At 28.0% G+C, this 16,301-nt stretch carries 15 protein-coding genes; 11 read left to right on the top strand and 4 right to left on the bottom strand.

Annotated elements, in window-relative coordinates; translation table 11 throughout:
• Positions 1-11 precede the first annotated feature (11 nt).
• The 3 genes from M4I33_RS00440 to M4I33_RS00430 form a co-directional block, all read right to left on the bottom strand.
• Positions 12-1,328 (bottom strand): hypothetical protein, encoded by a 1,317-nt coding sequence (locus M4I33_RS00440; RefSeq protein WP_257914649.1) that lies wholly within the window; start codon positions 1,326-1,328, stop codon positions 12-14.
• 9 nt (positions 1,329-1,337) lie between these two features.
• Positions 1,338-1,874: an RNA polymerase sigma factor gene (locus tag M4I33_RS00435; protein WP_257914647.1), complete on the bottom strand. Its 537-nt coding sequence runs from the start codon at positions 1,872-1,874 to the stop codon at positions 1,338-1,340.
• A gap of 154 nt (positions 1,875-2,028) precedes the next feature.
• Positions 2,029-3,948 carry an FUSC family protein gene (locus tag M4I33_RS00430; protein ID WP_257914646.1) on the bottom strand — a complete coding sequence of 640 codons (1,920 nt, stop codon included), beginning with the start codon at positions 3,946-3,948 and terminating at the stop codon, positions 2,029-2,031.
• 460 nt (positions 3,949-4,408) lie between these two features.
• On the opposite strand from M4I33_RS00430, the gene codB reads away from it, so the two are divergent.
• The 3 genes from codB to M4I33_RS00415 all read left to right on the top strand — a co-directional run bounded on the left by codB (position 4,409) and on the right by M4I33_RS00415 (position 7,784).
• Positions 4,409-5,662 (top strand): cytosine permease, encoded by a 1,254-nt coding sequence (codB, locus tag M4I33_RS00425; protein ID WP_257914644.1) that lies wholly within the window; start codon positions 4,409-4,411, stop codon positions 5,660-5,662.
• Between the two features lie 10 nt (positions 5,663-5,672).
• A complete protein-coding gene (codA, locus tag M4I33_RS00420) occupies positions 5,673-6,938 on the top strand; it encodes a cytosine deaminase (protein WP_257914642.1) in 1,266 nt (421 codons plus the stop codon).
• Between the two features lie 453 nt (positions 6,939-7,391).
• Positions 7,392-7,784 (top strand): hypothetical protein, encoded by a 393-nt coding sequence (locus M4I33_RS00415; protein WP_257914640.1) that lies wholly within the window; start codon positions 7,392-7,394, stop codon positions 7,782-7,784.
• Between the two features lie 67 nt (positions 7,785-7,851).
• Here the strand turns inward: M4I33_RS00415 and M4I33_RS00410 are convergent, their stop codons facing one another.
• Positions 7,852-8,181, bottom strand: a complete 330-nt coding sequence (locus M4I33_RS00410) for a bacteriocin immunity protein (protein WP_257914638.1) — start codon at positions 8,179-8,181, stop codon at positions 7,852-7,854.
• 334 nt (positions 8,182-8,515) lie between these two features.
• Here M4I33_RS00410 and M4I33_RS00405 point away from each other — a divergent pair, with 334 nt between their 5' ends.
• The 8 genes from M4I33_RS00405 to trpD all read left to right on the top strand — a co-directional run bounded on the left by M4I33_RS00405 (position 8,516) and on the right by trpD (position 16,290).
• Positions 8,516-9,088 carry an undecaprenyl-diphosphatase gene (locus tag M4I33_RS00405; protein ID WP_257914636.1) on the top strand — a complete coding sequence of 191 codons (573 nt, stop codon included), beginning with the start codon at positions 8,516-8,518 and terminating at the stop codon, positions 9,086-9,088.
• A gap of 4 nt (positions 9,089-9,092) precedes the next feature.
• Positions 9,093-9,734, top strand: coding sequence for a DedA family protein (locus tag M4I33_RS00400; RefSeq protein WP_257914634.1), 642 nt, complete (start codon positions 9,093-9,095; stop codon positions 9,732-9,734).
• Between the two features lie 103 nt (positions 9,735-9,837).
• Positions 9,838-10,758, top strand: coding sequence for an aldo/keto reductase family oxidoreductase (locus M4I33_RS00395; protein ID WP_257914626.1), 921 nt, complete (start codon positions 9,838-9,840; stop codon positions 10,756-10,758).
• A 34-nt stretch (positions 10,759-10,792) separates the two neighbouring features.
• Entirely contained in the window at positions 10,793-11,350 is a 558-nt protein-coding gene (locus tag M4I33_RS00390; protein WP_257914624.1) for a GNAT family N-acetyltransferase, read from the top strand.
• 258 nt (positions 11,351-11,608) lie between these two features.
• Positions 11,609-12,784, top strand: coding sequence for an MFS transporter (locus M4I33_RS00385; RefSeq protein WP_257914622.1), 1,176 nt, complete (start codon positions 11,609-11,611; stop codon positions 12,782-12,784).
• Positions 12,785-13,298: 514 nt separating this feature from the next.
• A complete protein-coding gene (locus M4I33_RS00380) occupies positions 13,299-14,687 on the top strand; it encodes an anthranilate synthase component I family protein (protein WP_257914620.1) in 1,389 nt (462 codons plus the stop codon).
• Positions 14,684-15,259, top strand: a complete 576-nt coding sequence (locus tag M4I33_RS00375; protein WP_257914618.1) for an aminodeoxychorismate/anthranilate synthase component II — start codon at positions 14,684-14,686, stop codon at positions 15,257-15,259. Before M4I33_RS00380 ends, M4I33_RS00375 begins: the two co-directional genes overlap by 4 nt.
• Before the next feature lie 14 nt (positions 15,260-15,273).
• Entirely contained in the window at positions 15,274-16,290 is a 1,017-nt protein-coding gene (gene trpD, locus M4I33_RS00370; protein ID WP_257914616.1) for an anthranilate phosphoribosyltransferase, read from the top strand.
• Positions 16,291-16,301: the final 11 nt, after the last annotated feature.

The raw sequence follows: 16,301 nt of genomic DNA, 5'->3' as shown, positions 1-16,301 counted from the left end.
ATTATATTATTTTAATTAATATTAAATTTTTGATTATGGATAAATATATGCTTTATATTATTTTCATCTAGTGGTGAGCTACTAAAAAATTTGTGATAAGTTGTATTTGAATCTTCTTTTACAACTTTTTTAGTTAAAGTAATTATAGAGCCGTCAATCATCTCTAACTTAATAGAATCTAAATTTGAAAACTTTGATTCAGTAAGTATGAAAATTCCTATAGGTGAAATTTTTATATCTTTAATTAACCCTAAATCAGTATTTAAATTAGGGGAGATTTCTTTTTTGAATGTAAGTGGTTCTAATTTAAATTTCAAGTTCCAGTTACCTTCTATTAAGTTTTCATTGTATGAAGAGTATGCATTTAAGTTTAATTTAGTAGGGTCAAATTCTTCTAGATCATATATAAATTCAACGTAATCATTTCCTTGTATTGCATCACCATACTCATTAAAGCTTAAAGAAATATTGGAACTATTTAATTTCAAAGTTTCATCTTTGTTATTTGTCAAATAAAGATACCCGTGATTATTATGTTTTTCTTTATTCCATTTAGTTTGGATATGCAAAGAGTTATTAATTATCCCTATATTTGTTATAGTCATGTTTGGAATATCTTTAAATTTATGATTTAAAGTGCCTTTATTTAAAACATCTATAGATTCAAAATTTCCTATATCTCCTGAAGTACCTAGCATTTCTTTAGGATTTAATTTAACTGTAGATGGTTTAGTTTTGATTAATTCTAAAAAAGTATTTTTATCTAAAACACTAGATTCTTCTACTTTTCCACTTAAAAAAGACGATAAAGACAGGCTTAGGTTATCACTTAAAGAATTACCAGTCCCTTGTATTTTTAAAGTTGCAGTTTGAGTTTCTTTATCGAAGTAAGAGAGTTCACTTGTAAATGAATCTAAGCCTTTTATTTTTAAACTATCGTTTAAATCTAGATTTTCATCTATCCTATTTCCATTAAGGTCTTGAAGGGTTATATATATAATTGCTGTATCATTATCCTTAACTCCGGATACTACTTCAAGTTTTATATTATTGTCTTCTTTTTTAATTTCTAAAGGATTAAATAGTGATAAGAATTTATCTTCTACAAAATTTATTAAGTTATTAAAGCTACTAGAGGAGTTAGCTAAAACTGGGATTGATATAGTAAAAGATAAAAGAATAACTATTGCAAAAGCGATCCTTTTAGGGAAAAATAAAGGTTTCTTTTTATTAAGTTTATTATGAACATTATATTTTAAATTATTGTCTTTAATTTTAATTGAGTTTAAAGCTTCAAAAATTATTTTTTCATCATTATCTAATTTCATAAATACCTCCTAAATATTAAACTTATTTTCTTTTAGAATTTTTGCGAGCTTTTTCTTAGCTCTTTCATAACGCTTCCTTAAAGTTTGAGATGAGACGTTATAAATTATTTCAAGTTCTTTAAAATCTTTTTTGTCAAAGACTCGGCTAAAGATTAAAGCTCTATCTTTTGGAGGTATTTTTAATAAAGCTTCTTTTAATTCATCACTAATTCCAGAAGGAGGTGAGTTAAAAGTATAGCTTTTTATATCTTTAGTTAAATATAAGTGAAATTTTTTCTTTCTTAGATTATCTATGCAAGTTCTATATGCAATTTTATAAAGCCAAGAGGAAAAAGAAGTGCCATCTTTAAATTTAGATTTCTTTTTGTAAGCTTTTATAAATATATCTTGAGTTACTTCTTCTGCTTCGTGATAATCACATAAAATACTATTGCAGTATCTTAATATATTTTTACCGTATAGAGTTATTGCTAAATCTAATAAGGTTTCATCACAGGTAGAAAAGTAGTCATCTAGTTTTTTATAGTCCTTTGCAGTTATGTCCATTCTATTTTAACCCCCTATATCTATTTCAATCTTTAAACGCATCAGAATTGAAATATGTGACATATTAATAAAAATTATACAAAATATTTTAATTTAATGGAATATAGGGTTCTGTTTAGGAAAATAGATAGAATTCTAATAAAAAGAAGTAGCTTTAATTAGCTACTTCTTCTTTTTGGATTAAATAATCCTCTTTTAAAATTTTCGTATCATCTACTATTTCATAAAGGTAAGATAAAATTATTTTAACCTTTATATCTAACTTATAATCTATAAATAATCTATCCTTAGCTTTATAAGTTTTTGGGATACTATCTATAATTTCTTTTAAATATTTATTTTCTTTTTCATTTAAGTTATAAGATTTTATAAGGTTTGTAAACTCATAAATTGATGACGCTAATTGCATCTTTTTATCGCTTATATCGTAGTAGTTATTGTAAGCGCTCTTATCTTTTAAAAGCTCTATGTTTTCTAGTATAGTTTTCTCTATATGAGAAACTAAAAGGTAAGAGTTATTAACGTAGCTGTCTAAATTTTTCTTATCTATAATATTCTTAAGATTTTTGCATAAATCTTTTAATACTTTAGAAGAGCTATCGTCTAGGTTTGCGTTAGCTTTAGCTACGTTATAGCTAAATATAAATTTGTTTATAATTAATGCAATAACTGTACCTATTAAAACATAACAAATTCTAATTAAAGCTAAAGTTATAGGACCTGCTTGACCAAAGTCTCCTATAACAGGAGGAGTAGTCATAGCTGCCATAGCAACTGATGATAAAGTTCCTATAATAATTTGGCTCTTATAAGTTTTAGCATACATATTTAAGTACCCTATAAATAACATTATTATTCCGCGTAAAGTAGAGTCTGTAACAACAGTAAATAATATACTTACTATAAATGCAGCGATTAATGTTGCAACAAATCTATCTTTAGATTTAGCTATAGATTTTTCGTAGTATGGAGTAGTAAGTGAGAACACTGTGAAGATTATCCATCTACCTTGATCTAACTTAAAGTATTGCATGATAAAACAAGTAACTGTAACTAATATACTTAATCTTAAAGCAAAGGCAACTTGTATAGAGTTAAATTTTATATCTTTAAGAGTAAATGCATCTTTTTTAACATTTCTTATTTCTGTTAAATTAAGTTTCTTTTTATTATCTTTATAATCTATAATAGAGTTTTTTATAAAGATAAGGTTTGACATAATTTGAAGGTCTAAAGTATTTGAAGTATCCTTATTTTTCGTAACTATATTGTCTATAAATTCTATTAGATTTTCTTTGTTATAAGAATTTAGTTGAGTAAGTATAAAAATAAGATAACTTCTTAAATCTTCAAGAGTTATGGTAGAGCTTTTATCCTTATTAACTTTATCAATTAAGTAATTTAGCTTTTCTAAAGAAACTAAAACATTTAAAGAAACTTTACCGTCTTCTGAAATATAGAAATGCTTCTCTTTTCTTTCGTATATTATTACTTTTAAAGAAGTAACAAGTGAAAAGGCTTTAAGATTTATTTCTTCTACTTTGCTTTTATCATTTATTAAATCAATCTTTTGGATAAGTAGATTTATATATTCAGAAAAAGTCTTGTCGCTTACTTTTTTGATTTTATTTTTATTTACTATAAATTGTGCAATCATAATTAATAAGGCACCTGTAACTAAAGATATTAATCTTAAAGGTAAATCTTTAAATGGAATAGGTTCACTTATTAAGAATAAGTACATAAAGACAAAGGGTAAATATAATGGCGCTTTTAAAATATATCCAAACTTTTTAATAATACAAAATATGATTATAAAGTTTATTGGCACTGCTAAATAAATATTTCTAGCTGTTATAAAAGAACCAATACCTATACATACAAAAAATAATACGAGTGTTACTGTATTTTTTAGGGGTTCTGCTGTTAAGTCACTACTTAAAAACATAAGAAGTGCTGTAAAAGACATAACTCCAATTAACATATTATTTTCTGTAAATATACTTTTAAAAAGTAATAAAAAAGCCATCATTACTATAAAAAATAATGTGTTTGATATGATTTTCTTTTTCATCTGAATTTTCTCCTTTTGTTAGTTTATCTAGTTAAAAATTATATCACAGCAATTTAAAAAAAATTCAGACTAAAGTTTGAACAAATTAATAAATATAGATGATATATTTTTACAGTAGAGGAAGTAAATTAGAGGTATTATATTAAATTTTATTATTTTATTTAAAATAAATCTAAATAGATAAAAGTATGAACTAAATATTAAAAATATATTGACGGAAGTTAAAATATAATTATATAATTACCCTAAGAAAACTAGTCCTTTAAATTAAGTCCAGAGAGACTTATAAGGTCGAAAAGAGATACGGCAATTAAATAATTAGGTAGGGAAAACTATTCTTATATTTTAAGATTAGTTATATCTAATTATCTGTTATGCGACCTTTCTAAAAAAGAAAGGTCGTTTTTTTATAACGAAAGAGTACTGGTTTTCCTAAACAAAAGATTTAGGAGGATGAAAAATGGAACAAACTATTTTAGTAAACGAAAGAGTAGAGGCGGAGGATCACGATTACGCATTAGATCATGTAAACAAAAAGGACAAAAAGGGGTTCTTTTCAATGTTTGTTGTAATGCTAGGATTTACGTTTTTCTCAGCTAGTATGTTAACTGGGGGTAATTTAGGGACAGGCTTACCTTTAGTTGATTTCTTTAAAGCAGTACTTATAGGAAATTTAATTCTTGCTCTTTATACAGGGGCATTAGCGTATATCGGAGCAGATACGGGGCTTTCAATGCACTTACTTGCAAGATATTCTTTTGGAGTAAAGGGTTCTTACTTAGCATCTTTTATAACAAGCCTTACGCAGATAGGTTGGTTTGGAGTTGGGATTGCGATGTTTGCAATACCAGTTGCTAATAGATTTAACGTAAATCTATATTTATTAGTAGGGATAACGGGAATACTAATGACAGCAACAGCTTACTTTGGAATGAAATCATTAACTCTTTTAAGTGCAATAGCAGTACCAGCTATAGCTATCTTAGGGAGTACGTCAGCTACTATGGCTGCAAACTCAGTTGGGGGAGTTACAGGTCTTATGAATATAGACCCGACAAACAAGATGGCTTTAGTTACAGCAGTAACTTTGTGTGTAGGTTCATTTATAAGTGGGGGAACAGCTACACCAGATTTTGCAAGGTTTTCTAAAAATAAAAAGGTAGCAGTCGGGACAACTGTTATAGCTTTCTTTATAGGAAACTCTTTAATGTTCTTATTTGGGGCGATAGGGGCTATGGTTACAGGGAATTCAGATATAGCAGATGTTATGTTTTCTCAAGGCTTAGTTTTACCTGCAATATTAGTTCTTGGATTAAACATTTGGACTACAAACGATAATGCAATATATACAGCGGGGCTTGGCCTTTCAAACATAACTAAACTTCCTAAAAATAAGCTTGTAATAGGATGCGGACTTTTAGGGACAGTAGGTGCGATTTGGCTAAACAATAATTTCGTTCAATTTTTAACTTTCTTAAATACAATGCTACCTCCAGTAGGTGGAATAATAATTGCAGATTATTTCTTCTTAAGAAAGAGAAAATATAAAAAGATAAGTGAAGAAGATTTTAAAGAAATAAATTGGAATGCCATAATAGCATTTGTTTTAGGGTTTTTAGTAGCAAACTTTGTAAGTGTTGGAGTAATTGCAGTAAATGCAATCTTAACTACTATGATAGTTTATGTTATACTTAGCAAAATAACGAAAAGATAAGGTGATTTAAATGTTAATTAAAAAGGTAAGGTTATTAGATAAAGAAGGCTTATTTGATATAAGAATTGAAAATGGTAAATTTTCATTAATAGAAAAGGAAATAGAACCTTTAAAGGATGAAGAAATAATAGAAGGAAATGGAGCTTTAGCTTCAAGCCCATTTGTTGAACCGCACGTTCACTTAGATACTACTCTTACAGCAGGAGAACCTGAGTGGAATAAAAGTGGAACTCTTTTTGAAGGGATAGAAAGATGGTCACAAAGAAAGGAATCTTTAACTAAAGAGGACGTTAAAACTAGAGCTTTAAAAGCTATAGAGTGGCAAGTTGCAAACGGAATTCAATATATCAGAACACACGTAGATATAACTGATCCTAGTTTAATTGCATTAAAAGCAATGCTTGAGGTAAAAGAAGAGGTTAAAGATTACGTAACTCTTCAGATAGTTGCATTTCCTCAAGAAGGGATTTTATCTTATAAAAACGGGTTAGAGCTTTTAGAGGAAGCTTTAAAGCTTGGAGCTGACGTAGTTGGAGCTATTCCTCACTTTGAATTTACTCGTGAGTATGGCGTAGAATCTATAAACAAAGTATTCGATTTAGCTAAAAAATATAATGCTTTAATAGATGTTCACTGCGACGAAATAGATGACGAGCAATCTAGATTCTTAGAAGTAGTAGCAGCAAGAGCTTTAGAAACAGGACTTAAAAACAAAGTAACAGCAAGTCACACTACAGCTATGGGTTCATATAACGATGCATACACTTATAAGTTATTTAGACTTTTAAAGATGTCTAACATTAACTTTATTTCTAATCCTTTAGTAAATACTCACCTTCAAGGAAGATTTGATTCATATCCTAAAAGAAGAGGTATAACTAGAGTTAAAGAGTTAAACGAAGCTTCAATAAACGTATGCTTTGGACACGATGATATATTTGACCCTTGGTACCCTATGGGAACTGGAAATATGCTTGAAGTTGTGCATTTTGGATTACACGTATGTCAGATGATGGGGTATGACGACATAAATGAGTCTTTAAAATTCATATCAAAAAACAGTGCAAAAACTTTAAATATAGAAGAAGAATACGGGATAGAGATCGGAAAACCTGGAAACCTTATTCTTTTAAATGCAGATAGCGGATACGATGCAGTTAGAAGAAGAGCAGAGGTATTATATTCTATAAGAAAAGGAAAAGTTATCTCAAAAACTATTCCAAGCAAAACAGTAATCAGCGTAAGAGATGAAAAGGTAGTAACATTTAAAAGATAGAATTTTTAAAATGGGCAACTAAGGTTGCCCATTTATTTTTATGACATTAAGTAGACAAGGGTCTTCTTACGTTATGGAGTATAATTCGCCTATGGGCATATAAGTAAAAGGAGTGAACAAATCAGCTTGTCCACTCCTTTTTTATAAGCAAGTTACTCTATCAATTGATTCAATTTTAAGTATTTGAGTTAAAGTGTTACCTTTTTTATCAGTATAAGTAAACTTAATCCACTCATCATCAACATCTAAAATAACATGTACAATTAATTAGTACATTAATCCATAAAAGTTTATATTTGTATATTATAAGGTGTTAATTTGTTATAATTTAGATGTAATCAATTTTATGATTTATTAATATTAGTAATGTAATAGGTGTATTAGAAAAAATGAAAAACCTTGTATGAAGAATAACAAGAGTTCTTGACTATAAAATATTTTTAGGAGGCAATGATGAATAATAAAGAAAATAAAATAGGAAAATATATGACGCTCTATATGAGTCTTGGGATGTGTTTTGGGGTTTCTGCTGGCATAATATTTAGTAGCTTTTTTTCTCCTGACAATATTAGTCTTGGGTTGTGTTTTGGAATTCCAATTGGGATGTTTATAGGAATGGGGATAGGCCGAGCAAAAGATAAAAGACTTTCTAAAAACATAATGATAATAAGAAAAATCGAAGCTATTTATAAATCCACAGATGTATTAGTTTATGTAACTGATAAAAATGGAATAGAAAAGAAATACAGAATTACTCAAAAAAAAATGAAGGAAGAAAAATTAGTAGAAGGCGATAGGGTAGGACAAGAAATAAATGGCTCTTTAGTTTCTTTAGAGAGTAAATAAAAGTGGACAAGGTATAATCTTGTCCACTTTCTAATTTTATATTACAAATATCGTCTTCTAAATCCTTTTAATGATTACCTAAAACTCCTGAAAGGACAATCATTCCAATACCTAATTCTGCTTTTAAAAATCCAGTTGAAGAAATATCCATATAAAGTTTACCGACACCTTTACTAAGATTTTGTTTATCCTTATTAAATTTACTAAGTGCTAGAAATCTTAAAGATTCAGCGAGTCTCATAGTTTCTGATTCAAAATCTTTTCCTTTCTCAACTTCGTTTTTAAATTTAATAAGTTCAATTCTTTCATCTTCAGTAGTTTCTTTATCTAAAATTAAATCATAAATTCTATTTAAAAAAGCCTCTTCTTTTAATTTTATTTTTTCTTTTCTGCCCAAAACTTAAACACCTCTAATTCTCAAATTGTAAATCCTCATAAAATTATCTTTTTTTGTTAAATATATCTATATTTTAACATTTCTGATTTTTCTTATGTGTAAATATTTTATAAACTAGATAAGAATATTTGTAATTTTTGATGACATAAAGAGTTAATTATTATAAATGTTAATAAATTTGTTATTTAACACATAAGCTTCTCTTATATAATCAATGATAGCTGGATATAATTATTATTAGCAAAAGTTAATCTTTTCTTAAATCTTATTAAGCTTAATATGGATTTAACATTAGAAAAGTAAAATAAATAAAGTAACTAAGGAGGAAGTTATTATGAACTTAAACCTAGATTGGTTTAGAAGCATAAATGATTTAGCTTTGAGAAATGAAACTTTAGACAAATTTATGATGTTTTGCTCTAAAGGGATACCTTATATTTTTGCACTATTTGTTGTAGGGATTTATATAGCAGGTGCTATTAAAAAGAAAGAATCCTTAAGAGAGATGGCAGTAAACACTGTTATTTTTTCTATTATTAATTTAGCTATAAATATGGCGATTGGAATTTTTATATATGAACCTAGACCTTTTGTAAGTCATAAGGTAAATCTTTTATATCCTCATGCCGCTGACTCAGGCTTTCCAAGCGATCATTCATCATTTACTATGAGTGTATCTGTAGGGTTTGGTATGTTTGATAAGATTTTAGGGGCAATTTTTATGCTTATGACGATACTTGTTGGGATTTCAAGAGTTTACGTAGGACATCATTATCCTTTTGATGTAATTACAGCATATATAATTGTTTTTATAAGCGGATTTTTCTATAATAAATATTTAAAAAATAGAGTGTCAAAGCTATACATATTTTTAGAAAGTAAGGTTATATCAATAATAAGGAAGTGATAATATGGACTTAATTAATAAATTTATAGATATACTTTTTCACCTAGATAAGTATTTAGGAGCTTTAATTACAGATTACGGAACGCTAGTATATTTAATAATCTTTTTAGTTATATTCTTTGAAACGGCTTTAGTTGTAACTCCGTTTTTACCAGGGGATTCAGTTATTTTTGCAACTGCACTTTTTGCAGCAAAGGGATTATTAAATATATGGGTTGTTGTTTTACTTTTAATTGTAGCTGCTATCTTAGGAGATACGGTAAATTACAGTATAGGTAAATTTATAGGAACCAAAATTTTAGAAAGTAACTCTAAAATTATTAAAAAAGAGTATGTAGAAAAGACAAACAGTTATTTTGATAAGTATGGCGGAAAAACTATAGTTATCGCAAGGTTTGTTCCGATAGTTAGAACTTTTGCACCGTTTATTGCAGGGGTTGGAGAGATGCACTATAAAGAGTTTATTAAATTTAATGCCTTAGGAGGATTCCTTTGGGTAGGTTTAATATCAGCGATAGGTTATTTCTTTGGAAACATACCATTTATACAAAATAATTTCTCATTAGTAACAATCTTAATAATAATAGTTTCTGTGTTACCAGTTTTTATATCATTATTAAAATCAAAAGTAGCACAAAATGCTTAATAGTTTATAAAAGAGTTAGTATTATACTAACTCTTTTTTTGGTATAATTAAACATAAGTAAATATTTTCAATATTTCAAAAGAAGAGAAAGGGAGGACATAAAATGAAAAATATAGATTTAGGCAAAAGTTCTATAAATGCATCAGAAATAGGACTAGGGTGTATGAGGATTGCTGAATTATCTAAAGATAAGGCAGAGGTTTTAATAAAAACAGCTCTAGAAAATGGGATAAACTTTTTTGATCACGCAGATATATATGCAGGAGGTAGATCAGAAGAACTTTTTTCAAAAGCTATTAATATGGATTCAAATATTAGAGAAAAGATGATTATACAAAGTAAATGCGGAATTATTCCAGGAGAGATGTATGATTTTTCAAAAGATCACATTTTAAGTTCAGTTGATAAAAGTTTAAAAAGATTAAAAACTGATTATTTAGATACTTTTCTTCTTCACCGTCCTGATATTTTAGTAGAACCAGAAGAAGTGGCAGAAGCTTTTAGTATATTAAAAAAGAGTGGTAAGGTAAAAAGATTTGGGGTAAGCAATCACACTCCATACCAAATAGAATTATTAAATAAATATTTAGACGAAAAGCTTATTGTAAATCAACTTCAGTTTGGAATAATGCATACAGGTATGCTAGACTCTGGAGTAAACATGAATATGAAAAACGAAGCATCTTTAGATAGAGACGGGTATGTTTTAGATTATTGTAGATTAAATGATATAACTATTCAAGCTTGGTCTCCATACCAATATGGATTCTTCGAAGGTGTATTTTTAAACAACGATAAATTCAAAAAATTAAACGAAAAAATAGATGAAATTGCAAAAAAATATAATGTATCTAATACTGTTATAGCTACAGCTTGGATACTTAGACATCCTGCAAAAATTCAAACTATAGTCGGAACTACAAATAGCGATAGATTAAAAGATATTTCAAATGCTTCAAATGTTGTACTTACTAGAAAAGAATGGTATGAAATTTATTTAGCTGCAGGAAACGAACTTCCATAAGATTTTGACATAGTATAATAAAGGGGGAGAGTTTATGGAACAAAAAGGAACAGTTACTTTAGAAACAGATAGACTAATTTTAAGAAAATTAAAGCATAGTGATGCCGAAAATATGTTTAATAATTGGGTTTCAGATAAAGAAGTTACAAAATACCTAACTTGGGCACCACACAAATATCTTTACGATACAAAAGAGCTTTTAGAAGCTTGGATTGGTAGATATAATAATTTAAGATTTTATCAATGGGGAATAGCGCTAAAAGATTCTGATGAAGTTATAGGAACTATAAGTTCTGTTGGAATGAATGAGAAAATAGGCTTAGTTCATATAGGATATTGCATAAGTAAAGATTATTGGAATAAGGGAATAACATCTGAAGCTTTAAAAGAGATTATAAGATTCTTCTTTGAAGAAGTTAAGGCAAATAAAGTAGAATCAAGGCATGACCCTAAAAATCCTTTTTCAGGGAAGGTTATGGAAAAGTGCGGTATGAAATATGAAGGTACGTTAAGACAAGCTGACTGGAATAATTCAGGAGTTTGTGATACTAGTTATTATGGAATACTTGCAGAAGAATATAAAAACATGTAAAATATGGTATATAAGAATAAATTAAGGAGGTAAGACTTATGATAAACGATTCTAAAAATGACAGAACTCAAATTTTATCTAGCAGTTCATGTACTCTTGTATATGACTTTTCAAGAAATTGGGTTACTGCGCAATTTTTTAGAAAGTTTTTGTAAGATTTACTTATAAAAATTTCATTACGCAGTAACTTAGATAGACCGATTTATTAAATCTCGGTCTATTTTTACGTTCAAAATTAAATTTTAGGAGTGTAATGAAATGAATAGAATAAAAGAAAATATTAGATTAGATTATTTTTATAGATTTTTTTCAAACTTTAGTATAACGTCAGCAATTTGGGTTTTATACTTAGGTTATAAAGGGATGAGCTTAATCCAAATAGGGCTTTTAGAGAGCATATTTCATATTACAGGATTAATTTTTGAAATACCAACAGGTGCTATAGCAGATCTTTTAGGGAGAAAAAAGACTATAGTTATAGGGAGAGTTTTAAGTTTAGTTGCATGTTTAATAGTTATGTTTTCAAATAACTTTATATATCTTGCAATTGGTTTTAGTATTGATGCTTTAAGTTATAATTTAAATTCTGGCTCTGAAGACGCCTTAGTTTACGATAGCTTAAAGATTTTAGGAAAAGAAAATGAATATGAAAAGATTTTAGGAAGATATAACTTAATAATAGAAGTAGCAGGAGGGATTGCTGTTTTTGTAGGTGGGGCTTTAGCTAATATAAGTTTTACATTAAGCTATGCAGCTGCTATATTTATAAATTTAATTTCTTTATTTTTTTCTTTAAGGTTTTTTGAAGTTTTAAATAAAGAAAAAGAGGTTAGAGGCTCTTTAAAAGAAACTTTAAGAGAGCATTTTAAAGGGAGTTATTTTATTTTAAAAGAAAATAAAAGACTTAGAAAACTACTAGTATTTTTCCCTTTAGTTAGCGTCTTTTCAGCTACAGTGTTTTTTTACGGGCAACAATATTTTAGTGATTCTGGACTAAGTAAGATTCAAATATCTTTAATATTTTTAGCGCATGGAATCTTTTCAGGGCTTGGCTCACTTTTAAGTAGCAAGATAAATAGAGCTCTAAAAGAAAAAGGATATTTATTTATTCCTCTTGGAATTTCAGTATCTATAATACTTTTTTCTTTAGTTGATTATAAATTTTCTATTTTATCATTTTGCTTTTTAGGATTTTTTACAGCTATGCTTTATCCTATAAGTTCAAATATGATAAATGAACTTATTCCATCAAAAATGCGTGCAACTATTATATCTATAGATAGTATGATTTTTTCTATAGGGATGGTAGTACTTTTCCCAATAGCTGGGGTTATAGGAGAATATATAAGTTTAAGATTTGCCTTTTTAATTATTGGAATAATAATAAGTATTTTAGGAAGTGTAATCTTTTATTTAAAGAATATAAGAAAATAAATATTAAAAAACAGATTTTAAGATTTGTTTAAAAATAAAATAATTAGAAAATTTTAGAAAATAATAGTAAATTAAAGAGAGGAAGAGCTAATTTTAAATAATTAGCTCCTTTTCTTTTAACAGATAAAATTTGTTTTAATATAATAGTAAAAAATGAAAAAGGAAACTTGTTATAAAGAGGGAGTAAATAATAGAGGTTAGTTAAAGAGAGTCTAACGTTTGGTGAGAGTTAGGTGCTGTAGCTATTATTGAATGGGTCTTTTAGAGGATAGCTTGAAATTATTTTAAAGTAGGGCTATACGGAGAGTCTACCGTTAAAAGGACAGGATATCGAAAACATTTCCGTATCTTTTACTTAAGCATAGGTGGTATAGCGAATATTTACATTTCGTCCTATTTTGGATGAGGTGTTTTTTTTATAAGCTAAATTACTTTTATGATATAAAAATGAGTGGCATAACCACTTCGTCTCATTTTAGGCGAAGTGGTTTATTTTATTTTTGGAGGGATTTAAATGATTAATATTTCAAAAGAGTTATTTTATGAATTAAAAGATAAAAATAAAACATTTTCTTTAATTAGCACATTTAGAGGAGATTATTTAACACCTATAAATATTTATAAAAGTTTTAAAGGAAAATATAAATTTCTACTAGAAAGCGGTGCTGATTTTGAAAGAAGTGGGAGATATTCTTTTTTAGGAGAAAATCCAAAGGAAGTATATTTTACTCAAGGGAATAAAGGCTTTAAATATATTAAAAAGTTTTTAGAAGAAGATTTTTATAAAGAGAGTAATGAATTTCCTTTTAAGGGAGGTCTTATATCTTTTATAAGCTACGAGGCTGTTAGAGATATTTCAAAAAAACTTAAATCTATTAAAACTAATGATTTTGAAGATGTAGGACTAGCCTTTTATGATGAGTATATCTGTTATGATTCTTTTAATCATAAGGTAAGTTTTATATCAAATATCAATTCTAAAGAAACTAGAAGCTATGAAGAAATAAAAGGTCAGCATAAAGAAAAGCTTAGAGAAATAAAAAGTTTTAAGGATTTAGATCTAGAATGTAGTGAAGAGAAAAAGGAAGTTATATTTGATTCTTTAACTAGCAGAGAGGAATTTATAGAAAAGGTTAAGAAAGCTAAAAACCTTATAGAGGAAGGGGAAATATTTCAAGTGGTTTTATCTTTAAAAGAAAAGTGCAAAAGAAATAAAGAACCTTTTGAAATCTATAGGAAATTAAGAGAAGATAATCCTTCTTCTTATATGTTTCTTTTAGAATTTGAAAAAATAAATATAATAGGCTCATCTCCTGAAAGCTTAGTTTCTTTAAAAGATAATATAGTAAAAACTAACCCAATAGCTGGAACTAGGCCTAGAGGAAAAACCTTAATAGAAGATAAAAAGTTAGAAGAAGATTTATTAAAAGATGAAAAAGAAAAGGCAGAACACGTGATGCTAGTGGATTTAGGAAGAAATGATATAAATAAAATTTCTAAATTTAAAAAAACTGAAGTTACATCTTTTATGGAAATAAAGAAGTTTTCATGCGTTATGCATATATCATCTGTTGTAAGAGGGGAGATTTTAGATAATAAAGATAGTTTAGACGCTTTAATAGCATGTTTTCCAGCTGGAACAGTTTCAGGTGCACCGAAGATACGAGCTATGGAAATAATAGATGAAATCGAAGACTTTAGTAGAGGAATATATTCAGGGAGCGTTGGATATTTTTCTTATGGTGGAAATATGGATATGAGCATAGCAATTAGAACTATTGTAGTTAGGGGAGATGAATGCTTTCTTCAAGGGGGAGCTGGCATAGTTTATGATTCAGTTCCAGGGACTGAATACGATGAAATAAAAAATAAGATTAAAGCTTTAAAGGAGGCTTTATTATGATAATACTAATAGATAATTACGATTCATTTTCTTATAACCTTTATAGTATGATAGGGGAATTAACAGATGTTAAAATCTTTAAAAACGATGAGATCACCTTAAAAGAAATAGAAGATATAAACCCTTCTGGAATTATTATTTCACCAGGGCCTGGAAGACCAGAAAATGCAGGGATAATAATAGACCTTATAAAAAACTTTTATAAAACTATTCCTATTTTAGGAGTTTGTTTAGGGCATCAAGCTATAGCAAAAGCTTTTGGAGGAGAAATAATAAAATGCAGCAAAGTATACCACGGGAAAAAATCAACTATAAGGCTTAATGAAAAGGAGCTATTTAAAAATATTAAAAGAAAGATAGAGGTTATGAGATACCACTCTTTAGTAGTAGATGAAAATACATTACCTCAAAATATTGAAGTCATAGGAAGAAATATTGGAGATGATTTGATTATGGCTTTAAAGGTAAAGGGATTTAAAACTTTCGGAGTGCAGTTTCACCCAGAATCTATCTATACAGATAAAGGAAAAGAAATTATAGAAAACTTTATCTTTGATATTTGCAAGGTGTAAGGAGAGGAGAGCTTATGGATATTAAAGAGGATTTAAAAAGAATTTCAGAGAGAAAAGATATAGAAAGGTTTAGGATGAAAGAAATAACTAGAGAAATAATAAAAGGAAATATATCATCAGCTCAAATAGGAGGACTTTTAATAGGACTTAAAAGTAAGGGAGAAACTTTTTTTGAGATACTTGGAATAGTAGAAGCACTTAGAGAAGATATGAAAAAGATAGATTTAAATGAGGAGTATTTAATAGATACTTGCGGGACTGGAGGAGATTCTTTAAACACTTTTAATATCTCAACTATAACTGCAATCATAGCTTGTAGCGGAGGAGTAAAGGTTGCAAAGCACGGTAATCGGTCTATAACAAGTAAATGCGGAAGTAAGGATGTATTAGAAGAACTAGGAATTAATAGTGACTTACCTTTAGATAAAAGTAAGAGGATGATTAAAGATTATGGAATGAGTTTTCTTTTTGCAAAAGATTATCACGAAGGTATGAAAAACGTATCAAAAGAAAGAAAAGAGCTAGGAGTTAGAACTATATTTAATTTAATCGGACCTCTTATAAACCCAGCAGAAGTTAAAGGCCAGCTTTTAGGGATTTATGATGGAGATTTGCTAGAAGTTGTAGCTAAAGTCTCTAAAGAAGTAGGACTTTTAAATGGGCTTATAGTACACGGAGGTGACGGGTTAGATGAAATAAGTTTATCTTCTCACACTGATATTTGCGAAATTAAAGATAAGAAAATTACAAAGTATTCGATTAAACCTGAAGACTTCGGCTTTAAAAGATGCAAAATAGAAGAGGTATCTGGAGGAACTCCTAAAGAAAACGCAGAAATTATCTTAGATATTTTAAAAGGGAAAAAGGGACCTAAGCGAGATATAGTTTTATTAAATGCAGGTGCAGCCCTTTATGTTGGAAAATCATCAGAAAGTATTTTTAAAGGAATTAAACTTGCAGAAAAGCTTTTAGATAGCGGCGCGGCCTATTTAAAATATCTAAGCCTTAAAGAAAAATCTAATAGTATTTAAAATTTAAAGTT

Source organism: Clostridium sp. LY3-2, assembly GCF_024705715.1.
In the GTDB taxonomy this organism is placed as follows: Bacteria; Bacillota; Clostridia; order Clostridiales; family Clostridiaceae; genus Clostridium.
Note: the sequence above shows the minus strand (reverse complement) of the source record. Positions and strands in the feature narration are given on the sequence as shown.

Coding starts and splice junctions, on each gene's coding strand:
- M4I33_RS00430 (WP_257914646.1), bottom strand. CDS start 3,948: ATGAAAAAGAAAATCATATCAAACACATTATTTTTTATAGTAATGATG.
- M4I33_RS00385 (WP_257914622.1), top strand. CDS start 11,609: ATGAATAGAATAAAAGAAAATATTAGATTAGATTATTTTTATAGATTT.
- M4I33_RS00380 (WP_257914620.1), top strand. CDS start 13,299: ATGATTAATATTTCAAAAGAGTTATTTTATGAATTAAAAGATAAAAAT.
- M4I33_RS00375 (WP_257914618.1), top strand. CDS start 14,684: ATGATAATACTAATAGATAATTACGATTCATTTTCTTATAACCTTTAT.
- M4I33_RS00395 (WP_257914626.1), top strand. CDS start 9,838: ATGAAAAATATAGATTTAGGCAAAAGTTCTATAAATGCATCAGAAATA.
- M4I33_RS00415 (WP_257914640.1), top strand. CDS start 7,392: ATGAATAATAAAGAAAATAAAATAGGAAAATATATGACGCTCTATATG.
- trpD (WP_257914616.1), top strand. CDS start 15,274: ATGGATATTAAAGAGGATTTAAAAAGAATTTCAGAGAGAAAAGATATA.
- M4I33_RS00405 (WP_257914636.1), top strand. CDS start 8,516: ATGAACTTAAACCTAGATTGGTTTAGAAGCATAAATGATTTAGCTTTG.
- M4I33_RS00400 (WP_257914634.1), top strand. CDS start 9,093: ATGGACTTAATTAATAAATTTATAGATATACTTTTTCACCTAGATAAG.
- codB (WP_257914644.1), top strand. CDS start 4,409: ATGGAACAAACTATTTTAGTAAACGAAAGAGTAGAGGCGGAGGATCAC.
- M4I33_RS00440 (WP_257914649.1), bottom strand. CDS start 1,328: ATGAAATTAGATAATGATGAAAAAATAATTTTTGAAGCTTTAAACTCA.
- M4I33_RS00435 (WP_257914647.1), bottom strand. CDS start 1,874: ATGGACATAACTGCAAAGGACTATAAAAAACTAGATGACTACTTTTCT.
- codA (WP_257914642.1), top strand. CDS start 5,673: ATGTTAATTAAAAAGGTAAGGTTATTAGATAAAGAAGGCTTATTTGAT.
- M4I33_RS00390 (WP_257914624.1), top strand. CDS start 10,793: ATGGAACAAAAAGGAACAGTTACTTTAGAAACAGATAGACTAATTTTA.